The sequence below is a fragment of the Agathobacter rectalis ATCC 33656 genome (genome assembly GCF_000020605.1).
Taxonomy (GTDB): domain Bacteria; phylum Bacillota; class Clostridia; order Lachnospirales; family Lachnospiraceae; genus Roseburia; species Roseburia rectalis.
Genome location: NC_012781.1, coordinates 2516368 through 2538801, shown reverse-complemented (window position 1 = coordinate 2538801; position 22434 = coordinate 2516368). Strand labels below are relative to the sequence as shown.

The following is a 22434-nucleotide window of genomic DNA, read 5'->3' as shown; positions in this document are numbered from 1 at the left end:
AATTTGTGCATATGAGAGGATTAAAGATGAATTCGATATTAGAAGAGAGAACCATAGATTTAAGAGATTTATTTGCAGAGATAGTGCAGAAACTTGCAATAATTATTTTAGTTGCTGCATTATGTGCTGTAATCTTTCCGACATATAAATATGTTAGGGATTTAAAGGATACAAATATAGTAACGGAACTTACAGATGAGGAGAAACAGCAGGTTGAGACATATCTTAGCAAGCAAAGTGCTTATGAAAATATGGAAGAGTATGTGGATAAATCAGATTTTATGAAATTGAATCCTTATAATACAGTTCAGGAAATTATAACATATAGGGTAGACGGTATTGATTCTACAACTGATGTAAATGGAATTGTAAAAGTGTTTAAAGACTGGATAAATGGCGGTGGAATTGAAGCTATAGATAATGATTTGATAAGCTGTGATAATTCTATTACCAAAAATTATGTTATTACTGAGAATGGGGTGAATGTATTTACTGTAACTATATGGACCGCAGAGACATCTGAAATTGTTGAAATGAAACAAAATGCTGAGAGTGGGATAGAGGAGTTTGCCGCAAAGCTTCAGGACACATATAATTTTAACCTGACAAAGACAAATGAGGTGAAATCTAATATTTATAGTACAGAAGTGGAAAGTCGTCAGCAATCCGTTATGACAAATTTGAATACAGCGAAGACGGAATTAGACTCATTATATGGCTCATTTACAGATAGTCAGAAAAATGCAATTAAGAGTGATACTGATGAAAAACAACAAGAGGTAAGTGTAAAATTTTCTATTAAATACATTTTAGCAGGCATGATATTGGCTATAATTTGTTCAATTGCAATAATAATTATTATATATGCAATAAAAGGTAAATTAATCTCAAATGATGCAATATGGGAGGAATTAAATATAATAAATTATGGGAAGGTTATAACAAAAACAAAAGGTGGAATATTTAGAAATCTGGCTGATAATATTCGGAAAATTAATAAAACGGATAGCATTGAACTTATAGCAGCAAAAATTATGTTAAATGTCGAAGCCGGTAATGTTTTGATTTTTTCGGGAAAAGTTGATGACAAATTAGGAAAACTCTTTATTGATGCTATAAAGAAAGTTGCAGATAAGAATGTTCACGTCAAAATTCTAGATGGTGAAATGAATGATGTTGAATTTATGAAAAATAAAGTCGAAAATTATAAGGTGGTTTTATTGACACATCCGTATAATGATAGTGTTGTAGATATTGTTAAAGATGTTTTAGAAAGAAAAAATTATCATATAGATGTAATTGGGAATGTTGAGGTAATATAAATGAAGAATGTTAAAATATGTTTGGTGGGCTCGTCGGGGGGACACTTATCTCACTTATATATGCTAAAGCCATTTTGGAAAGACAAGAATCGTTTTTGGGTTACGTTCGATAAAGAAGATGCAAGAAGTCTTTTAGAAGGAGAAAAAATGTATCCTTGTTTTTATCCAACTAATCGAAGTATTAAAGCTTTGATTAAGAATACAATAATTGCATGGCGAGTTTTACGCAAGGAAAATCCAGACATTATAATATCATCAGGTGCAGCTGTTGCAGTACCATTCTTTTATTTAGGTAAGTTGCGAGGAGCAAAGCTGATTTATATTGAGGTCTTTGATCGTATTGATAAGCCAACAATGACAGGGAAGATGGTGTATCCAATAGTTGATAAGTTTATAGTGCAGTGGGAAGAACAGAAGAAAGTATATCCCAAAGCAATAAATTTGGGAAGTATTTTTTAGAAAGGTAAATTATGATATTTGTAACAGTAGGAACACATGAGCAACCATTTAATAGACTGGTTAAAGCTATTGATGATCTGAAAAAAAACGAAATTATAAAAGAAGATGTTTTAATACAGACGGGATTCAGTACTTATGAACCTAAATATTGTCAATGGAGTAAATTGATACCTTATCAACAAATGGTTAATAATATAGAAGAAGCACATATAGTTATAACTCATGGCGGACCAGCTAGCTTCATTATGCCGCTTCAAATGGGAAAGACACCTATAGTGGTACCAAGGCAACATCAGTTTGATGAACATGTTAATGATCATCAGCTTGAGTTTGCAAGAAATGTGGCTGAGAGAATGGGAACAATTATTGTTGTAGAAGATATTCGAAAACTGGAGGAGTATATAACTAATTATGATGAAATAGTTACAAGTATGCAACATGGTATGAATAGTAATAATGCAAAATTTTGTGAAGAATTAGAGAAAATTGTAGAAGAGATGTAATGAAGAAAATAATTATAGTTAGTACTGTTGGACTGATATATGATGGGATTACTAGCGTAATAACATCTTACTTAGAAGCTATGAACAGAGAAGATTTGAAAATCTATGTTGTCTCAACAATTATGTCAGAATCCAAAATTGAAAAAAAAATAGAAGAATTAGGATGTGAAATTGTTCAGCTACCGTCTAGGAGAAAAAGCCCAATTGTTTATTTTTTTTCTTTGGCGCATTTTATAAGAAAAAATAATATAGAAGTTATTCATGCACATGGAAATAGTGCTACTTTGAGCATAGAATTATTAGCAGGATTTTTAGGAGGATGTAAAAGAAGAATTGCTCATTCTCACAATACAAGATGCGATCAGGTTAGGGCAGATAAAATGCTTAGACCATTGTTTAATTTATTATATACTGATGCGTTGGCATGTGGCAATGAAGCTGGGCTGTGGCTGTTTGGTAATCGAAAGTTTAAAGTATTAAAAAATGGTAGAAATGTAAAAAAATATTCATTTTCATTAGAAAAAAGAAATGAAATGAGAAAAAGGCTGGATATATCAGATTGTATAGCAATCGGACATGTTGGTGGATTTTTTGAACAAAAGAATCATAAGTTTTTAATAAAGATATTTAGAGAAGTACTTAATAGAAAACCAAATGCAAAATTATTTTTGATTGGAGATGGACCTTTAAAAGATGAAATCATGAAAAACGTTTCAGATATAAGAAAAAGTGTTATATTTGTGGGAACTGTTGATAATGTAAATGATTATATGCAAGCAATGGATATAATGGTTTTACCATCGCTGTTTGAAGGACTGCCACTTGTGGCAATTGAATGGCAGATAAATGGTCTGCCTTCATTATTATCTAATACTATTACAGAGGATTGTAATATTACGAATATGGTTAGATTTGAATCGCTTGAGGAAGCACCTTATATTTGGACTAATGATATTTTGGAAATGTTAGAAAAAGAAAACAGATTGGAAAATTCTCAAAAAGCAATTAGTTTGGTTAGAAAAAATGGCTTTGATATATACGATAATGCTAAAATTTTAGAGAAAATTTATAAATCCTAGTGACAAATTGGATAAAATAATGATTGATAGGAAGAAAAATGAAAGTTTTAAATTTATTATCTGCAGGTGGAATAGGCGGAATAGAACAGTTATGTAGCAATATTGCTAAGTATGCTAATTATGACAATACATTTTGCTTTATGTTTGAAGACGGACAAATATATAAAGAAATGAAGAAATCAGGGGCTGATGTAATCTCTTTTGCAGAATGTTCTTCAAAAAAAATATCAAAAAAAAGATGGGAAAGCTTATGCGAATTAGCAGAAAAAGCTGATATAATAGTTACGCATCATTGTACCATAGCGTTGCATATTTATTATTGTGCATTAAAAAAAAGATTTAAAAATAAAAAATTTGTTATGACTATACATTCATGCTTTGATCCGGAATTGAATTATAATTATGGATCATGGATTAAGAATAAAATAGCAAAATGGAATATAGAAGAGGCACTGAAGATATCTGATAAGATAATATTTGTTTCTGAAGCTGGACGAAGATCATATTTAGATAATTTCAATATTGATGTAACAAAAACGAAAGTGATCTATAATGGAGTCGAAGTGTCAGCGATATCTATTGATAGCATAAAATTAGAGAATAATTATACCCGTATTACTTATATTGGCAGAGTAGAAAAAATCAAAGGTTTGGATTTATTTGTATGCGCATTAAAAAAATTATTGAATGACGATTCAAACATTAAAGTTTGGATAATTGGAGACGGCTCTTTTAGAAATGAATTGGAAATGCTGGTTCAAAAATTGGATTTAACAGGAGTTATAGAATTTACAGGAGCAAAAAGAAATATTGGTGACTATTTAAGAAAGACTGATTTATTTATATATCCATCTACTTGTCAGGAAGTATTTGGGATTTCTATAGTTGAGGCTATGTCATATGGAGTACCTTGCGTTGCTAATAATGTAGGAGGAATACCTGAGATTATAGAGAATGACTACAATGGTTTCATTACTTCTAAGACAAATGATGATGAATTATATAAATGTATGTATAAATTTATAAAGTTGGATCCAAAGTTAATTACACAAATGAGAAATAATTGTTTATTGACCGCTGAAAAATTTAGTATTAATTGTACTATAGATAATTTGGAAAAAACTTTAAAAGGAATGATGTAAATTGATAAGGAACAAAAAAGATTTAAAGCAATATTTAAAGCAGGACAAACAACAACTTGGGATAACAAGAAAATACCCAAGACCATTTACTGACGAAATTTGGAAATATGAGATTGCACTTAGAAAGTATGAATATTGGTTGAATACTTCAAAGTCTAAAGCTAAGAAGCTTATTCTCCAATTTTATAAATTAAGATGGCATATATTAGGTGTTAAATTAGGAATTTCAATTGGTCCAAATGTTTGCGATAAAGGACTTAGCATAGCTCATTTTAATTGCATTAATATAAATCAGTGTGCTGTTATAGGAGAAAATTGCAGGATACATGAGGGTGTTACGATAGGTGCCTCAGGGGGGAGTGATGCTCCAATAATAGGAAATGATGTTTTTTTAGCATCAGGATGCAAGGTGATGGGAAAAGTAAAAATTGCTGATGGATGTGTAATTGGGGCTAATGCAGTAGTAGTTAAATCAGTAGAAGAAAAGGGAGTAACTGTTGGTGGCGTTCCAGCTAAAATAATAAGTAAGAATAATTCTGACAAATTTATTTATTGGTATAAATAAAGGATGGAGGAGCTAGTGTGATAAATAGGTTGAAATATAAGAATATTATATTGATTTTTCTATTGATTCCATTTCTGTGTCCGAGAGGTTTTTTGGAATATTTTAGTTTTTATAAATTATTTCTCACAGCATGGTTATATTTATCAGTAGGCATAATTTATATAGTTGCAATTGCAAAATTATTAACTTTAAAAAAAATTAAAATTAATAGTTTTGTAGGTAGTATGATTTTATATTTTTCTATAATAATTATAATAACTTTTTTAGTTAGACAAAGTTTTTCCGGGGCATTACAGAAATTGTTTGCAACTCCGGCTTTGTGTATATTTAGTGTATATTATTTAAAAAAAAATCCATTGCAAATAATAAAATATACAAATAATATATTGATTATTATTTTTGTATTGAATAGTACAATTTTTAGTCCATTGTTTTGGCCGACATATTTTAGACCAATATCTAATCACCTACTGTTTATAGGACATGTTCAGACAGCTGTTCAGATCGGAATGTTAGCAATTTTAACGGCATACATAGAATATGAGGTATATAATGGTAATAAAAAAAAATATGTACTTCTTATGATTTTATCATATATTAATATGTTAATGTCTTTTACGAGTGCAGCGTACATATCTATAATTTTATTGCTTCTTTTTAAAATACTTGGTAACTTTAAAATTTATGGTTCAATAGCACTTGAAGGACGAGTTTATTTATCGTTATATTTACTTTTAAATTTTATTTTTTTCCTTATTATATGTGCTGGAAAGTCATCTCTTGAGATTGCAGGATTCTCTTTAAATGGAAGAGGTTTTATATGGGCAAAAGCAATAGAAAGTTTTTTTAAAAGTCCGATATATGGATATGGAGCTAATGGGGTTCTAATTAAGGTTTTTTGGAGCTATTGGGTTGGCGATGGACAAGGCATGAATTATATGCATAATCAGATTTTACAAATTTTAAACGACGGAGGTATTATTCTTTTTGCGGCATTTATTTATATGTTATATATAGCAATGAGTACAATAGATAAATTAAAAGGTAAAAAAATACGCTATCAGATTTCAACATTTATTGCAATTATTCTTATAGTAATGACTTTTGAAAGTGTTATGGAATATTTCTATTTTAGTTATATTTTATGTATTGTGGCATATTTACCTAAATTAGTTCAAAACAGAGGTGCAAGCAGAGATGAGTATTAACGATAAAGAGAAAAAAAAACTTCAAAGAGCAATTTTGATTATAGCATGCGAGGTTGCAAGAATATGTAAAAAAAATGATATTCCATATTTTATTAATGGAGGAACCCAGATTGGTGCAGTACGGCACAATGGATTTATTCCATGGGATGATGATTTTGATATTGGCTTTAAAAGAAAAGATTATGAAAAATTTATTAAGGCATGTGATAAAGATTTAAATAAGGATAAATTTTTTCTACAGACACCGGAAACAGAAGAATATTATGCCTTTGACTTTGCAAAGTTGCAGCTTAAAGGAACTGAAATAATTGAAGATTTTTCTAAAAATGTAAAAATACAACATGGTATATTTGTGGATTTATTTCCTCACGACAATATTCCGGATTGTAAACTAAAAAGAAAGCTTTTTTTGTTTAAAAATCATTTAATGAAAAATATATTATGGGTAAAATGCGGTTATGGTGAGAAAAAACATAAGTCTAAGCTGTCATATAAAATGGTAAAATTCGTTTCAAAATTCTTTTCCATTAAACAGATAAAACAATCCAGAAGTAAGTTATTGGATAAATATAATAATACTAAAACTACCCAGTGTATTATTAGTGATTATCCTAATGATTTAATTATGAATTCATGGTTGGATGATTTGCAATTATTCAGGTTCGAAGAAGTTGAGTTTTATGGAATAAAACAATATGATGCATATTTGAAGTCATTATATGGGGACTATATGAGTTTACCACCTGAATCAGAAAGAATTGTTCATTCGAATTATAAAATAGATTTTGGATTATATGATGGATTGTTGGAGGATATGCTATATGGGAATAATATCTAGAGGAAAAGCTTTATGGGCAAAGATTTATTATCAAAAAAGAATAAAAATGAAAGCTGCTGCTTGTGGTGAAAAATTATATGTAGGCGGAAAATCGTTTGTTAATTCAAATACGTATCTTGGATATGGGGTGTGTTTTAATGGAATGTCGATTTTGGGACAGGGAAAGGTTGAGATTGGAAATTATTTTCATTCAGGGACGGAGTGCCAGATTATAACTTCATTTCATAATTATGAAGGAGAGCAGATACCTTACGACAACTCTTATATAACTAAGAATGTTAAAATTGGTGATTGTGTATGGCTGGGAAATAATGTAATAATCTTGGGAGGCTGTGTAATAGGAGAGGGAGCCATTATACAGGCTGGATCAGTTGTATGCAAGGATATACCTGCATATTCAATAGCAGGAGGGCATCCGGCCATTCCGTTTAAAACTAGAGACAAAGAACATTATTTAAAAATGAAAAAGGAAGAACGTTTTCATTAACTGGTAAGATTGTATATGAATAAATTATTGAATAAATATAATAAAATATCAGAACCGGTAAAAGCATCAATATGGTATACAATATGTAATGTGATAAATAAGGGAATAGCGTTATTATCTACTCCTATTTTCACAAGGGTTATGACTGAAGAACAGTATGGAACATTTACTATTTTTCAATCATGGTATAGTATTATTTTTATTTTTACGTCATTGAATATATTTTTAAGTGGATATCAAAAGGGATTGTTATTATTTGGAAATGATAGAAAAGCCTTTACATCTTCACAATTAGGTTTAACTACAACAATAACATTATTTTTTGGTATAATATATTTAATTAAACCAAATTTGTGGACCACATTATTTGAATTGCCACCAATTTTGATGTTTGCAATGTTTTTAGAATTATTGTTTATGCCAGCTTTAGAGTTTTGGGCTGCTAAAGAAAGATTTGATTTTAAATATAAAAAATATGTTGTAGTATCAATTGCGATGACAATATTAAGTCTCGGCGGTGGTGTTATTGCGGTTATAAATACGGATTATAAGGTTGAAGCACGTGTGTACACCGATGTAATTTCTAAAGTTATTTTTGCCGGAATATTATTTTTTATTTTAATGCTTAATGGAAAAAAAATATATTCAAAAAAATACTGGAAATATGCACTGGCTTTTAATATACCATTGATTCCGCATTATTTGTCTAATTACGTGTTAAGTCAATCTGACAGGGTAATGATAGGAAAAATGGTTGGAAATGATAAAGCAGCATTATATAGTGTTGCGTATACTATTTCGACGATGATGATTTTAATTGTTAGTGCAGTAAATAGTTCCTTGACACCTGTTATTTATAAAAAACTTGACGAATATGAAAATACAAAAATAAATTGTAATATATTGAGAAGACAAATTATAAATGTTACAACACCAATTTGTCTGTTGATCGCTGTTTTATGTTTAGTAACTATGTTGTTTGCTCCAGAAGTAATACTTATATTTGCTGGAAAACGATATATGGAAGCTGTATATGTTGTTCCACCAGTTTCGTTATCTGTTTATTTTATTTTTTTATATAGTATGTTTAGTAATGTGGAATATTACTATCAAAAGACAAAATTAATTTCAATAGCTACTTTTATTAGTGCAGTATTAAATTTGGTATTAAATGCAATTTTTATTAAGTTATTTGGGTTTTGTGCTGCGGGTTATACAACATTGGTTAGTTATATCTGTCTTGCTATTATGCATTTTATTTTTTATTCTGTTATAATAAAAAATAATAAAATGAAATATGTGTTTGATATAAGAATGATTTTGATTATATCGGTATTTTTGGTGTTTATTATGATTTTAATTACTATGACATATAAGGATATGCTGATTAGATATGGATTTATTTTTTTAATAATGTTATTATGTTTTTGTAAAAAAAATCGAATAATTGAAATTATAATTAAAATGAAAGGCTAAAGTATGAATATAGTTAATTATATAAAAGAAAAAGGACTGAAAAGAACTATTTTAGTTATATATCAATATAAAATTGATATTGTTATACAAAAAATGTTATATTTATTTCTAAAAAATAAAGAATTAAAAAATATAATAATAATAGAAAGCCATAATGATTTTGATGCAGAAGGAGGCGCATTTTATGATTATTTAATAAAAAAAGGCTATAATGAAAAATATAAGATAATATGGTTATTAAAACATAAAGTAAATAAAAAATTTAAATTACCATATAATGTTAGGTATTTTTATATATTTAAACCTAGTATAATGAAAGATTACTATATTAATATAGCCAAAATATTTACAGCAGATAATTTTATTACTCCAAAGTTGCGAGATGAGCAAAAATCGTTTTTCTTTAGACATGGTGCGGGAGGTTTAAAAAATACTAAGGGTATAGGTAGAATTCCTAGCACAGTGGATTATATTTTGGGAATGTGTGAAGATTATTCAGATATAGAAAGAGATCAGCTTTCTATGTCTGAAAATGATAAAAGATTAGTATATTTGGGATTCCCTTCACATGATGTATTGTTGTCAGACAACCATGATGAATTGAAAAAGATTACAGATAATAAGTTTCGAAAAGTTGTCTTATGGATGCCAACATTTCGAAAGGGAGGAGGATATAATAGAAATGATTCTGAGAGGGAACAGCCTTTAGGTATTCCATTAATTAATGATATAAAAGAGTATGAGAATTTAAATGAGTTACTTAATAATTCAAATGTTTTATTAATTATTAAAATTCATCCTATGCAGAATTTAGAAGACCTAAAAATATATGATACGTCAAACATCAAAGTTTTAACAGGTGATAAAGTGAAACAAATTAGAGTAGATAATTATAGATTAATGAGTTGCTGTGATGCAATGATAAGTGATTATTCGGGAGCAGCATATGAATTTATTCAGTTAGACAGGCCATTAGCATATGTTTTATCAGATGTAAATGATTATAAATTAGGTTTTGTTGTTGATGATATTGAGCCTTTGATAGCCGGTAAAGAAATATATAATTTTAAAGACCTTCAAGATTTTATTAATGATGTTGTTCTTGAAAAAGATGAATATAAAGAAAAACGAGAAAAATTGAGAAATATATTTTATAAATATCATGATACGAACAACTGTAAACGAATTGTTGAATTTATGGGATTGTAAAAAGGAGAAATAGAAATGTTAAATTTTACAGTAGGACCAGTAATGTCTTCGGAAGAAGTAAGAGCTATAGGGGCAGAGCAGGTTCCCTATTTTAGAACAACGGAATTTTCATCTACAATGTTAGAAAATGAAAAATTTATGTTAGAGTATGCGAAAGCACCGGAGGGATCAAAAGCAGTTTTTATGACATGTTCAAGTACAGGATCTATGGAAGCTGTTGTTATGAATTGTTTTACTAAGAAGGACAAGGTTTTAGTAATTGACGGAGGCAGCTTTGGGCATCGTTTTGTTCAACTTTGCGAAATACATGAAATACCTTATGTGGCTTTAAAATTAGAGCATGGAAAAAAACTTACTAAAGAAAAGCTTTATGAATATGACAATCAGAATTTCACTGGTTTACTTGTAAATGTGGATGAAACATCCACAGCAGTGCTTTATGATACAATGATGATTGGTGAATTCTGTAAGAAAAATAATATGTTTTTTGTTTGTGATTGTGTCTCTGCTTTTTTAGCGGATCCTTTCAATATGAATGAGTGTGGTGCAGATGTTATGATTACAGGTTCTCAGAAGGTTTTGGCATGCCCTCCAGGCATTTCTGTAATTGTATTAGCGCCTCGTGGAGTTGAGAGGGTTGAAAAGTCTAAGGTAAGGACTATGTATTTTGATTTGAAGGATGCCTTGAAGAATCAGGAAAGAGGTCAGACACCTTTTACTCCTGCTGTTGGAATTTTGCTTCAAATTAATGAGAGACTTAAAGAAATTAAAAAGCATGGAGGAGCTGATGCTGAAGTTGCAAGGATTGCATCCCAGGCGGCAGATTTTAGGGCAAAGATTAAAGATTTGCCGTTTGAACTTGTATCAGAAAGTCCAGCCAATGGGGTTACATCTGTACACCCGACGACAGCAAATGCTTATGATATTTTTCTAAAGCTTAAAGATGAATATGGTATATGGATTTGTCCTAATGGTGGGGAAATGAAAGATACTATTTTCAGAGTTGGACATATAGGGGCATTAACACATGAAGATAATACTACACTAGTTAATGCTTTTAAAGATTTACAAAAGAGAAATCTTTTATAATCTCGAAAGGAGATATATTCTATGACCAAAGTGATTACATATGGAACATATGATTTGCTACATTATGGACATATCAGGTTGCTTGAAAGAGCAAAAGAGCTTGGAGATTATCTGATTGTCGGCGTTACTGCAGATGATTTTGATAAGACTAGGGGGAAGATTAATGTTCAACAGTCTTTGATGGAAAGGATTGAAGCTGTCAGGGCAACGGGATTAGCGGATGAGATAATAGTAGAAGAATACGAAGGTCAGAAAATTGATGATATACAAAGATATGGAGTTGACATTTTTACGGTAGGCTCAGACTGGAAGGGAAAGTTTGATTATCTAAATGCATATTGTAAAGTTGTATATCTAGATCGCACAGAGGGGGTTTCAAGTTCTGAAATCAGAGCAGAAAAACGTAAGATTTTTATAGGAACAATTGGAAATAAGGGATTGTGTGATAAATTTATTAAAGAAGTTTCATATGTCAATGGAGTGGAATATAAAGAGTGTGATGAAGAATATTTAGGAGTTGATGCGGTTTATATTGCAACCCTTCCGGAAAAACATTACAGTGACGTTAAAAGAGCGTTAGAGAAGGGAAAGCATGTAATATGTGAGTCGCCGATTGCGATGAACACAATTCAATGCAAGGAGCTTATAGAATATGCAGAGAATAATTCGTTAATACTTGTAGATGGAATTAAAACAGCGTATTCTACGGCCTATTCAAGGCTTTTAGTTTTGGCAAAAAGTGGACACATTGGAGAAATTCTTTCTATTGATTCTGTTTGTACCAGCAATAGAGTAACTGGAATAACAGATTTGAAAAATGAACAGAATAGCATTTGTGCCTGGGGACCAACAGCGTTGTTGCCGATATTTCAGTTGGCTGGAGTAGAGTATAATGATATGCAGATAGTGACAAAGCTGTTTGATAAAAAAGCAAATTTTGATGCTTTTACAAAGATATCGTTTGAGTATGATAAAATGGTGGCAACTGCAAAAGTAGCAAAGGCGGCTAAGTCAGAGGGAGAATTAATTATTACGGGAACAAAAGGATATATTTATGTGCCAGCGCCATGGTGGAAAACTGAATACTTTGAAATAAGGTATGAGAATCAAAATGAGAACAAAAAGTATTTTTATCAACTAGATGGTGAAGGGATTAGGTATGAAATTGTTGCTTTTGCTAGAGCAGTTGAAAATAAGAAGAGAGGATATTATTTAAAAGATGACATCTCTTTGAACATAGCAACTGTCATTGAACGTTTTAGCAAAAGAAAATACAAGGAATTGAGTTAATAGACATGAGTAAAGCAAAAGAGTTAACACCAGAACAATTTAGAAAAATGCAATTAACAGAATTGGATATGTTAGTTGAATTTGATAAGGTGTGTAGAAAACATAATATTAATTATGTGTTATTTGGAGGAAGTCTGCTTGGAGCAGTTCGACATAAGGGATATATTCCATGGGATGATGATGCTGATATAGGTATGCTTAGAGAAGATTATGATACTTTTAAGAAATATGCATCAGAAATGAATTCTGAAATATGTTATTTTCAGGATCATGATACCGATCCGGAGTACAGATGGGGATATGGCAAGCTTAGAAGAACTAATACTATATATGTCAGAGTAGGACAGGAACATTTGAAAAACAAGACAGGAATTTTTGTGGATGTTTTTCCAATGGATGATGTTCCATTGAGTACTTTAGGCCAAATTGTGCAGGATAGAAAAGTGTATTGTCTCAGAAAAATATTATGGTCAGAAGTTGCAAGAGTACAATCGACTGGATTCATGAAGCTGTGGTATAGTGTGTTGGCAAAAATCCCAGTAGAATGGGTATTTAGTCGACTAAATAAATATGCTGTTAAGAGTAAAAATATAACACCAAATAGAGTTAGATGTCTGTCATTTCCTGCTACAGGGACGTTATATAAGAAGAATTCATTGAAGACAAGATATAGTATGCCGAAGAGCTGGTTCACAAATAGAGCAGAATATTTATTTGAGGGTAGGTTATTGTATAGTTCCAAGGAATATGATGAAGTACTAAAGTATATTTATGGTAAATACATGGAATTGCCTCCAAAGGATAAAAGGGAGCAACATTCACCATTTTCCAAGATTAAGTTTCAGGATGAGGAGATGATAGTGTGAATATTATAGAATATTCATCTGATTTGTATGTAGGATTGTATACGTTGCTAAGAGATACATATGATTCAAAGATTAGTAAGGAAGATTTAGAAAATAATTATCTATGTCATGACAAAATGATTTTTCTCACTCTAATAGACAATACGGTTGTTGGCTGTGCGTTTCTTGAGATTAAAAGGGATTATGTTAGAACATATAAATATGGATATATTTCTTATGTTGCAGTGGATGAAAAATACAGACAGCACGGTATAGGGCGAGCTTTGATAGAGAGGTTGATTTCAACTGCAAAGGATATGGGGTGCAGTACAGTTGAATTGACAAGTGCTAATTCTAGAAAAAATGCACATGTATTTTATCAAAATCTTGGATTTTCTAAAAAAAAGACTACAGTTTTTATAAAGGAGCCTTTATAATATGTCGATGAATAGAAACTGGGAAAGATGAAAAACATTGAGTACAAAATTTTTGAAAGAGGCAAAGTGTTCATTGGAATGATAATGGGAATGGGATTAAGCTGATGACAGATGAGACACGAATACAGGTACTGAAGGAGCCCGAATGAAATCTCGAAACTGATTCTTTCATGTGGCAGTTCCGCTCAGGTGAAGATGGACTGTCGCCTATCGTCCTTTACCACTACACGGAAACAAAGGCAAGATACAATGCAGTTGATTTCCTTGATTGTTTTTCGGACGGATACCTGGAAACGGATGGTTATCAGGGTTATAATAATCTCCCTAGTATCAGGCGCTGCTCCTGCTGGGCTCATACAAGAAGATACTTCATTGATGCGGTGTCAAAAGGAAAGCAGTATGATTACAGCAATCTGGCAGTATAGGGAGTCCAGTTCTGTTCAAAGCTTTTTGAGTATGAGCGCAGATCACAGAACAAGAAGCACACATTTGAGCAGAGAAAAGCCTATCGTCTTGAAAAAGAAAAACCGATACTTGATACGTTCTGGAATTGGCTTGACGAGCAGAAGCCACATAAGGGAAGGCGTTTCGAGACAGCGGTGAAGTATGCCCAAAAATGGAAAAATATTAAGAAAATTAGGCGCAAGCATTTTTGATGCAGGAACATCAAGTGTATTTAAGGGAGATGTATCCGATTATACAGATAATATCATTAATTTTAGAAAAAATATTGATATCAGATAATGGATTTTTATTATAGAGGAGATAATTTTCAGAATGGATAAACAAAAGCGAACTATATATTTTGATTATCTGAGAGTTATGGCAACGTTGGCGGTGATAATGTTGCATATGTCCGCTCAAAATTGGTACGTAAGTGATGTTAATGGATATAATTGGCAAGTATTTAATTTATATGACAGTATAGTCAGATGGGGTGTTCCTGTTTTTGTAATGATTAGTGGGGCACTGTTTTTAAAAAAGGAGTTGTCTTTAAAAGTAATATATACAAAATATATTTTCCGAATGGCAGTGTCTTTGGTAGTATGGTCAGCAATTTATGCATTATTTAGGTATGATGAACAGCAAGGACGCTTAATTAATTTTATTTCAGCCCCATATCATTTATGGTTTATCTTTATGATTATTGGATTATACATGATGATTCCAATCCTTAAAAAAGTGGTTGAAAATATGTATACATTGAGATATTTTTTATTTATGTCTTTTATTTTTGTTGGTTGTATCCCTGAATTGATAACTATCATTCGTGATTTTTGCACGAATAGTACAATTTTGAATTGCCTTGAAATTATTGAAAAAAATATAAAGGAGTTGAACATAGCATTCGGATATTCTGCTTATTTTGTGTTGGGATTTTATTTAAGTAAAATTGAATTTAACAAAAAACAGAGAAAAATAATTTATATTTTAGGGTGTTTAGGCTTTATATTTACTATTGTAATGGATTCTTTTGTAGCATTAAAAAATCAACAATATTGTAGCAACTATTATAATAATTTTATGATAAATGTTATGCTGGAAAGTATTGCGATATTTGTGTTTTTTAAATATAGAAAATTTAAAAATGATAACATAAATAAAGGCATCAGTTACATAGCACAAAGATGTTTTGGAATATATTTGGTTCATGTTCTTTTGATAAAAATATTAAAAGAACAGATGGAAATAAATACAATGACATTTAACGCTTTGATTTCAGTACCAGTTATAACAATTTTGGTTTTTTCGATAGGGTTGATTTTATCAATAATATTAAACAAAATACCATATATAAAAAAATATATAATGTAAAATAAATGACAAATTATTTAATTACAAATTCGAGGATAAGCAGATGAATGTAAAGAAAATAATTACTCAATTTATTAAATTTAGTATTGTTGGATATATAAATTTTATAGCTAATATTTTTGGTGTTGGAAGAAATGGTAAACACAGATATAATAATATAGATCATTCTATATTAACGTAAGCATTAACGTAAGCGCAAAATAATTCAACGGATTGCAACAAATTAATTATCAACTCATAATAAGTATCAGGAAATGCTAGCATTTTACTCTAATTATTATGAGGTGACAAACTATGAGAGCACCAAGAGTACCTGTCGAAGAACAATACCGCCTGATCATGGAATGCCGCAAAAACGGACTGTCTGATTATCAGTGGTGTTTAAACAATGATATTAATCCAGGCTAACTTGAAAAAGTAAATTCCAGTGCAGAAGTAAATTCCACACTCATTTAAAAGTTCTTGATTTTCTAAGAGTTTTATAAGCTCAAAACGCTTATTTCTGTTATAATAGGAGTAACTTCTTGGAAAAAACTGATTTGATGGTATGACAAACGGACCACTGGAAGGTAGTGTGCGAGACTAAATTCCACCGGTCATGTGAGGAAAATGTGAAAGTTTAATTTCCAGTCCGACAGCAGATTTCTAAGTGGTTGTTAATGGTTGAAGCGAATCAGCTTAGGCGTTAGATTGACCAAATCAGGGTCAATGCGCTTAAGCTGAAATGCGTTTAGGGTTTCTTTTCCGAGTGTCTCTAATGCGGCGTCATAAGGCGTGCTTCCATTAAGACTTTCCCTTGGAGTGGAGTTGATGTGATTCACGATTAGATTCACATCCCATTGTGTCAAAAATTCAAAACTAGTTCCTTTGGGAAGCACCATGCGAAGCATGGTGTGAGCCTGCTCAAGACCTCCTTTTTGTCCGCTACGCATGGGATCACAATAGTAGATGCTGGTACGCTGAATTTCATCCAGTCCTGTTTCAAGAGCGACAGGATCTCCGAATTCTGAACCTCTGTCTGTCAAGATATATTCAAAGACAGATAAGAACTCATAGGTGCCCATACGTTTTTCTAAACGGTCAAAAATAAGCCGGACAGCGCCTTTAGTACAACGATTCAGGAGAAAGGCAAGGAACAGCTTTTCCTTAGTGAAGAAAAAGGTCAGTAACGTCTTGTTGGATTCTCTGGATGAGTGTACCGTATCCATTTCTACAAAAGAGGATAACCGCAGCTCACTAAAATCACTGAATAACCTTTTCTCGAAGACGGTTCTGTTTGTAATCTGTGTTTTATGGCACTTTCGTGGCTTGAAGCCGGGCTTACGTTTTAAATCAATGTTTCTGGCTGTAAACAGACCTTGATCCAGATAGGTGTACAAGGAACGGACTGACATATCCAGTTCTGGATGATTGGTAATGATTTGATATGGAGATTGTCCCTGCTCGATTAAAGGAGAAACAATGCCATCCTTTTTGCGTAATTCATGTTTTGTCATGTTTATACCGGCTCTGGAACCGGAAAGCTTTTCACGGTATTTTCTATCAGCAAAACGTGCATCGTATCTGTATTTCTGGGCGATGGTGCAATGATTTATCTTTTTTGTGCAGCCATTACAGACATAGGGCGCCTTATCCAGTCTTTTGCACTGTTCCTTCACAAAATCCTTGCAAGTTTGATTACAGGTGGGGCAGGAAGTGCATTTTACATCGCAGAGAATGATTTTTCCGCAGACATTGGTTTTCCGGCAATGGAAGCGATGAATACAAAAGTTATGGGCATTATAGAAAGTACCTTTGTGATACCAGTCGGATAGACGGTGAGCCCTTACTTCTTTGGAAATGGTTGTTGGATCCTTGCAAAGAAAGCGGGCAATGTTCTTAAAGGTTTCTCCCTTGTTCAGTTCGTTTTCGATATAGATACGGTCTTCAAGGGAAAGGTGCTTCTGGTTTCCTGGAATATATTTACTCATGGATATCCTTCTTTCTACTGCTGTCAGAAAGAAAGATAACCTTACCATTTTTATATGAAAGAGTAAACCTTTACTGTGCGGGAGTAAATTCCACCACCAAATGTGGTGGTGGAATTTAAAATTTCATTTTTGGGATATTAATCCAGGCACCTTTTCTGCTTCTTTTTTAATGCTCTTTGTGGTATAATAAGAGTATCGAAAAAGGAGCAGAAAATCACATGGCAGTAAGTGCAAAGGACTCAAAACTTCTTGAGCAGAAGGATCTTATCAGCCAACTGAATACAACCATTGCAGCCTAGACGGAACTGATCCAGTCATTAAAGAAGGATCACGAAGCTGATGTTGATCTTAAGGCACCTGCTATTAAGGTTCCCGAGCATACATGTAAGAAAAAACGTACTCTTGAGGAACTTTTTAAAGGCGTTCCATTTTGTGATGAGATTATTTCACTTCCTGAAAATAAGAGAGTCTGTGATGAGTGTGGTGTTGCCCTTGAACCTATAGGCAAAGAGTTTGTCCTGCATGCTCTACAGCAGATGCAATTGAAGAAAATATAAAGTTTGTAAAGGCTGTTGTCCCGGAGGCACTTATACCAAACAGCTATGCTTCAGGATCAGCTGTTGCATGGGTAATGTATCAGAAGTTCGCAAATGCAATGCCACTGTACCGTCAGGAACAGGACTGGCATCAGCTTGGGGTGGATTTTACCAGGGCAACACTTGCCAACTGGATCATATATTGTGCGGATAATTAGTTCAAACCGATGTGTGATTATCTTCATAGGCAGCTGCTTCACAGGAAATATCTGATGGCAGATGAGACACGGATACAGGTACTGAAGGAGCCGGAAAGAAATCCCGAAACAGATTCTTTCATGTGGCTGTTTCGCTCTGCTGAAGATGGACTGCCACCTATCGTCCTTTACCACTACACGGAAACAAAGGCAAGATACAATGCAGTTGATTTCCTTGATTGTTTTTCGGACGGATACCTGGAAACGGATGGTTATCAGGGCTATAATAATCTCCCTGGTATCAGGCACTGCTCCTGCTGGGCGCATACAGGAAGATACTTCATTGATGCGGTTCCAAAAGGAAAGCTGTATGATTACAGCAATCCGGCAGTACAGGGAGTCCAGTTCTGTTCAAAGCTTTTTGAGTATGAGCGCAGATCACAGAACAAGAAGCACACATTTGAGCAGAGAAAAGCCTATCGTCTTGAAAAAGAAAAACCAATACTTGATGCGTTCTGGAATTGGCTTGACGAGCAGAAGCCACGTAAGGAAAGCCGTTTCGAGACAGCGGTGAAGTATGCCCAAAAATGGAAAGATACGTTGATGACATATCTTTTGGAGCATCGTCCAAGTGAAGACATGTTAAATGAACAGCTTGAGGAGTTGACTCCGTTGGGCGAAGAAGTTCAAAATCTTTGCAAAAACTAAAATGTAGTAAAACGCTTTCATATAGCAAAGATGATGCAAGCGTTAATTAAAATCTAGCGTTGGAATATTGAGCGCTTACTTAAGAAGTGTATCCATTAATCAGCTATTCAGTACAAGATACTACGATATCCATCACTTCTAGCTCTTGTTTTGAGGTAAATAAATATCGTCAAAGTCAGTAAAATCAATAGATTTAGGCTTGACAGAATAGGAAAGATATAGGATGAAAAAAATTATTTATTCTTTAGATTATTTGAGAATCATGGCGTGCATTATGGTAATTGGTATCCATAATATTTATTTAGTATCAGAAAATACACATGGGATAATGTATATAAGTGTAAATCATCTTGTTAGGCTAGGTTTACCATTGTTTTTTCTGTTATCATCAATTGCATTAGAAAATTCAGTGGAATATATAAAGAATTTGAAAAGATACTACTTAAATAAAGTATTATCTTTAGGAATATACTTTTTGATATTTTCTATTTTCTATTATGAATATACGAATGATAAAATATATTCTATAATATCTGTGGTAAAAAATATTCCGTATGGATTTTTAGCTACATTCACTTCTAGTCAATTTTACCACATGTGGTATATGTATTCATTAATTGGTTTGGTCTTGTGGCTCCCGTTTTTAAAAGTGTTATTAAAAAAAATAACATTTAAACAACATTTCTGTTTAGCAACAATTCTGTTTATCTGTTTAGTGTTAAAAATATATATGAAAGTTTTGATTGGAGAATGCCATTGGACTTCATGGGGAATTTATTATATTATAGGAGCTTTAACATTAAGAGCGGAGTATAAGAAATATTATAACCATACAATTATTATGGGCATAATTGCATTTGCTTTTTCGATTATAATAGAAAAACATAACCCAATGTCTGTCTTGATGAATAATATTTTTGATTATGGACCGTTAATGATAATACAAGTTGTGGGGGTGTTTGTTTTATTTATAAAACTTAATGATTTGATGCAAAAGATAAATAAAAAAATTAACAATATGATACATCAAGTTTCAATGTTGACGTATTTAATATATTTGTGCCATCCGGCAGTTATGGATTTTAGCATAAGTTTTTTATGGAAATTTAAGGACACGCTATGTATGAGTAAAGGAATTCTATTTTTTATATTTGTAGTTGTGAATGTATTTGTTATTTCTTCGATGATAGCGGTTATATTTAAAATTAATGAAAAAATATTAACATATTTATTAAACAAAAAATTGGTAAGTAGCTTCTTGGACAAATCAAAGTGTAGAGAGTAAATGATTTTATAAAAATAGATATCTAGGTTAAACAGCCATTGCTGACCGGCCAGTAAGCAAATGAATAGTAAGTAGGTAATGAACAGATGCGGATTATTACCTACTTATATAGTAATTGTGCTTATTACAATAAGTTTCATGAAAGCTGCGAAGAATTATTTGAACGACAATCCAAAATAAAATTTTGAATTAAAGCTGCAAATTTACTAATTATGAGGTGAATTTGTAGCTTTTTGTATTATTATTAGTACTGGTGTGCTATAATACAGATGATATTATATGAAAGGATGAAATAAAATTGAGTATGAAATTTTTTGAAAGAGGCAAAGTGTTCATTGGAATGATAATGGGAATGGGATTATTATTTTGCGGACATAATTCGGTTAAAGCAGTTCAAGAAGAATATACTGCTGGATCTTCTATTAAAACAGAATATGAAGGTGAGGTGAATTATGATGAGGACATTCAGACATATTCCAGTGGTGAAATCTTAGCCCAATCTGCAAGTGGATGGAGAAAAGATAATAATGGCTGGTGGTACCAATATTCTGATGGTTCGTATCCAGCCGGTAAATGGATGCAGAATGGAGGAAAATGGTATTATTTTAATCAGTATGGGTATATGGTAATCGGATCACAATATATTGATGGCAGTTGGTACTATTTTGATGGGAAAGGTGAAATGCTTACAGGGTGGCAACAATATAGCGGTGGTTGGTGGTATCATAATGCGAATGGAGTTTGGATATCATCAGATTATGCTAATAACACCATAAAAGGAATTGATGTATCATATTATCAGGGAAATATTGATTGGAATGCTGTAAAAAATGATGGTATACAATTTGCTATATTAAGAGTATCTGCAAGTTACTATTCGGATTCATATCATCATTTTACTGACAAGAGATTTAAGGAGTATGCTGCAAACGCTAATTCTGTAGGCATGCCTATAGGGGCATATATATATAGTAAAGCAAGGACAACAGAAAATGCAGTATCTGATGCAAAGTATGTGATAAATGAATTGAAGGGATACACAATTTCATATCCGGTAGCTATTGATTTGGAGGATTCATCACAGACCGATTTATCAAGGCAACAGTTGGGGGCAATAGCAAAAACTTTTTGTAATGAAATTAGAAAAGCAGGCTATACTCCTATGGTGTATTGTAATGAAAATTGGTATAAAAATTATATAGATGTAAGCCAGATTTCTAATGAAGAAATGTGGGTTGCGAGATATAATTATCACTATAATACAGATATTCATAGAACTATTTGGCAGAGTGGTTCAACATGCAGAGTCTCAGGAATATCGGGGAATGTTGATATAGACTTTGCAAATAAAGCTTTTAGTAGTTGGAGATATAATAATGGTAGGTGGAGTTATATTGGTACTAGTGGAGAAATGTTTACAGGGTGGCATAGTATAGGCGGAAAGTGGTATCTGTTTAATTCGAATGGAATAATGCTAACTGGATGGCAGAAACAAGGAAAAAAGTGGTATTATTTAGATGAAGACGGTGCTATGAGAACGGGATGGCTTTTGTTAAAATCAAATTGGTATTATTTGAATAGAAGCGGAGAAATGTTTACAGGATGGCATAGTATAGGAGGAAAATGGTATTTATTTAACACTAATGGAATAATGCTTGGAGGTTGGCAGAAACAAGGGGTAAATTGGTACTATTTAAGCAATAATGGTCAAATGCTTACAGGATGGCATAGTATAAGAGGAAATTGGTATCTATTTAATTCTAATGGGGTGATGCTTACTGGGTGGCAAAAAGTAGAAGGAAAATGGTATCTAATGAATAAGAGTGGTGAAATGCTAATAGGTTGGCAGAAGATTGGAAAAAATTGGTATTATATGAATTCTAGTGGAAAAATGCTAACAGGTTGGCAAAAAATTGGAAATAAAATGTATTATATGAATTCTAGCGGAGTTTGGCTATATTAGCGGATTTGAAA

General features: G+C 32.0%; 19 protein-coding genes and 2 pseudogenes. 20 read left to right on the top strand and 1 reads right to left on the bottom strand.

Annotation, left to right across the window (positions count from 1 at the left end; all coding sequences use genetic code 11):
• The first annotated feature begins 26 nt into the window (after window positions 1-26).
• The 17 genes and pseudogenes from EUBREC_RS11970 to EUBREC_RS11890 all read left to right on the top strand — a co-directional run bounded on the left by EUBREC_RS11970 (window position 27) and on the right by EUBREC_RS11890 (window position 15764).
• On the top strand, window positions 27-1322 hold the full coding sequence (locus EUBREC_RS11970) for a hypothetical protein (protein ID WP_041254185.1): 1296 nt from the start codon (window positions 27-29) through the stop codon (window positions 1320-1322).
• Window positions 1323-1781 carry a PssD/Cps14F family polysaccharide biosynthesis glycosyltransferase gene (gene pssD / locus EUBREC_RS11965; protein ID WP_012743477.1) on the top strand — a complete coding sequence of 153 codons (459 nt, stop codon included), beginning with the start codon at window positions 1323-1325 and terminating at the stop codon, window positions 1779-1781.
• Window positions 1782-1792: 11 nt separating this feature from the next.
• Window positions 1793-2284: a glycosyltransferase gene (locus tag EUBREC_RS11960; RefSeq protein ID WP_012743476.1), complete on the top strand. Its 492-nt coding sequence runs from the start codon at window positions 1793-1795 to the stop codon at window positions 2282-2284.
• Window positions 2284-3363: a glycosyltransferase family 1 protein gene (locus tag EUBREC_RS11955; protein WP_012743475.1), complete on the top strand. Its 1080-nt coding sequence runs from the start codon at window positions 2284-2286 to the stop codon at window positions 3361-3363. The genes EUBREC_RS11960 and EUBREC_RS11955 overlap by 1 nt, the downstream gene beginning before the upstream one ends.
• Before the next feature lie 38 nt (window positions 3364-3401).
• A complete protein-coding gene (locus tag EUBREC_RS11950; protein ID WP_012743474.1) occupies window positions 3402-4505 on the top strand; it encodes a glycosyltransferase family 4 protein in 1104 nt (367 codons plus the stop codon).
• A gap of 1 nt (window position 4506) precedes the next feature.
• A complete protein-coding gene (locus EUBREC_RS11945) occupies window positions 4507-5070 on the top strand; it encodes a serine O-acetyltransferase (protein WP_012743473.1) in 564 nt (187 codons plus the stop codon).
• A gap of 92 nt (window positions 5071-5162) precedes the next feature.
• On the top strand, window positions 5163-6278 hold the full coding sequence (locus EUBREC_RS11940; protein WP_148207810.1) for an O-antigen ligase family protein: 1116 nt from the start codon (window positions 5163-5165) through the stop codon (window positions 6276-6278).
• Window positions 6268-7116, top strand: a complete 849-nt coding sequence (locus tag EUBREC_RS11935) for a LicD family protein (RefSeq protein ID WP_012743471.1) — start codon at window positions 6268-6270, stop codon at window positions 7114-7116. The genes EUBREC_RS11940 and EUBREC_RS11935 overlap by 11 nt, the downstream gene beginning before the upstream one ends.
• Window positions 7100-7603 carry an acyltransferase gene (locus EUBREC_RS11930; protein WP_012743470.1) on the top strand — a complete coding sequence of 168 codons (504 nt, stop codon included), beginning with the start codon at window positions 7100-7102 and terminating at the stop codon, window positions 7601-7603. The genes EUBREC_RS11935 and EUBREC_RS11930 overlap by 17 nt, the downstream gene beginning before the upstream one ends.
• Before the next feature lie 15 nt (window positions 7604-7618).
• On the top strand, window positions 7619-9079 hold the full coding sequence (locus EUBREC_RS11925) for a lipopolysaccharide biosynthesis protein (RefSeq protein WP_012743469.1): 1461 nt from the start codon (window positions 7619-7621) through the stop codon (window positions 9077-9079).
• Window positions 9080-9082: 3 nt separating this feature from the next.
• Window positions 9083-10288, top strand: a complete 1206-nt coding sequence (locus tag EUBREC_RS11920; protein ID WP_012743468.1) for a CDP-glycerol glycerophosphotransferase family protein — start codon at window positions 9083-9085, stop codon at window positions 10286-10288.
• A gap of 15 nt (window positions 10289-10303) precedes the next feature.
• Window positions 10304-11377, top strand: a complete 1074-nt coding sequence (locus tag EUBREC_RS11915) for a pyridoxal-phosphate-dependent aminotransferase family protein (protein ID WP_012743467.1) — start codon at window positions 10304-10306, stop codon at window positions 11375-11377.
• A 21-nt stretch (window positions 11378-11398) separates the two neighbouring features.
• Window positions 11399-12667, top strand: a complete 1269-nt coding sequence (locus tag EUBREC_RS11910) for an adenylyltransferase/cytidyltransferase family protein (protein WP_012743466.1) — start codon at window positions 11399-11401, stop codon at window positions 12665-12667.
• A gap of 5 nt (window positions 12668-12672) precedes the next feature.
• Window positions 12673-13533, top strand: a complete 861-nt coding sequence (locus EUBREC_RS11905; RefSeq protein WP_012743465.1) for a LicD family protein — start codon at window positions 12673-12675, stop codon at window positions 13531-13533.
• On the top strand, window positions 13530-13949 hold the full coding sequence (locus EUBREC_RS16690) for a GNAT family N-acetyltransferase (protein WP_012743464.1): 420 nt from the start codon (window positions 13530-13532) through the stop codon (window positions 13947-13949). Before EUBREC_RS11905 ends, EUBREC_RS16690 begins: the two co-directional genes overlap by 4 nt.
• 101 nt (window positions 13950-14050) lie before the next feature.
• Window positions 14051-14575, top strand: a pseudogene (locus EUBREC_RS17050) (IS66 family transposase); the annotation flags it as partial.
• Between the two features lie 151 nt (window positions 14576-14726).
• Window positions 14727-15764: an acyltransferase gene (locus tag EUBREC_RS11890; RefSeq protein ID WP_012743460.1), complete on the top strand. Its 1038-nt coding sequence runs from the start codon at window positions 14727-14729 to the stop codon at window positions 15762-15764.
• 656 nt (window positions 15765-16420) lie between these two features.
• On the opposite strand, the gene EUBREC_RS11885 is transcribed toward EUBREC_RS11890, so the two are convergent.
• A complete protein-coding gene (locus EUBREC_RS11885) occupies window positions 16421-17734 on the bottom strand; it encodes an IS30 family transposase (protein WP_041253786.1) in 1314 nt (437 codons plus the stop codon).
• 218 nt (window positions 17735-17952) lie between these two features.
• Here EUBREC_RS11885 and tnpC point away from each other — a divergent pair.
• From tnpC to EUBREC_RS11870, 3 genes and pseudogenes are all read left to right on the top strand, one after another.
• Window positions 17953-19082: pseudogene (gene tnpC / locus EUBREC_RS17045) on the top strand (IS66 family transposase); the annotation flags it as partial.
• Window positions 19083-19398: 316 nt separating this feature from the next.
• The gene (locus EUBREC_RS11875; RefSeq protein WP_012743454.1) at window positions 19399-20460 is read left to right on the top strand and encodes an acyltransferase; all 1062 of its coding nucleotides are present in this window, start codon (window positions 19399-19401) and stop codon (window positions 20458-20460) included.
• A 304-nt stretch (window positions 20461-20764) separates the two neighbouring features.
• Window positions 20765-22423, top strand: a complete 1659-nt coding sequence (locus EUBREC_RS11870; RefSeq protein ID WP_012743453.1) for a GH25 family lysozyme — start codon at window positions 20765-20767, stop codon at window positions 22421-22423.
• Window positions 22424-22434: the final 11 nt, after the last annotated feature.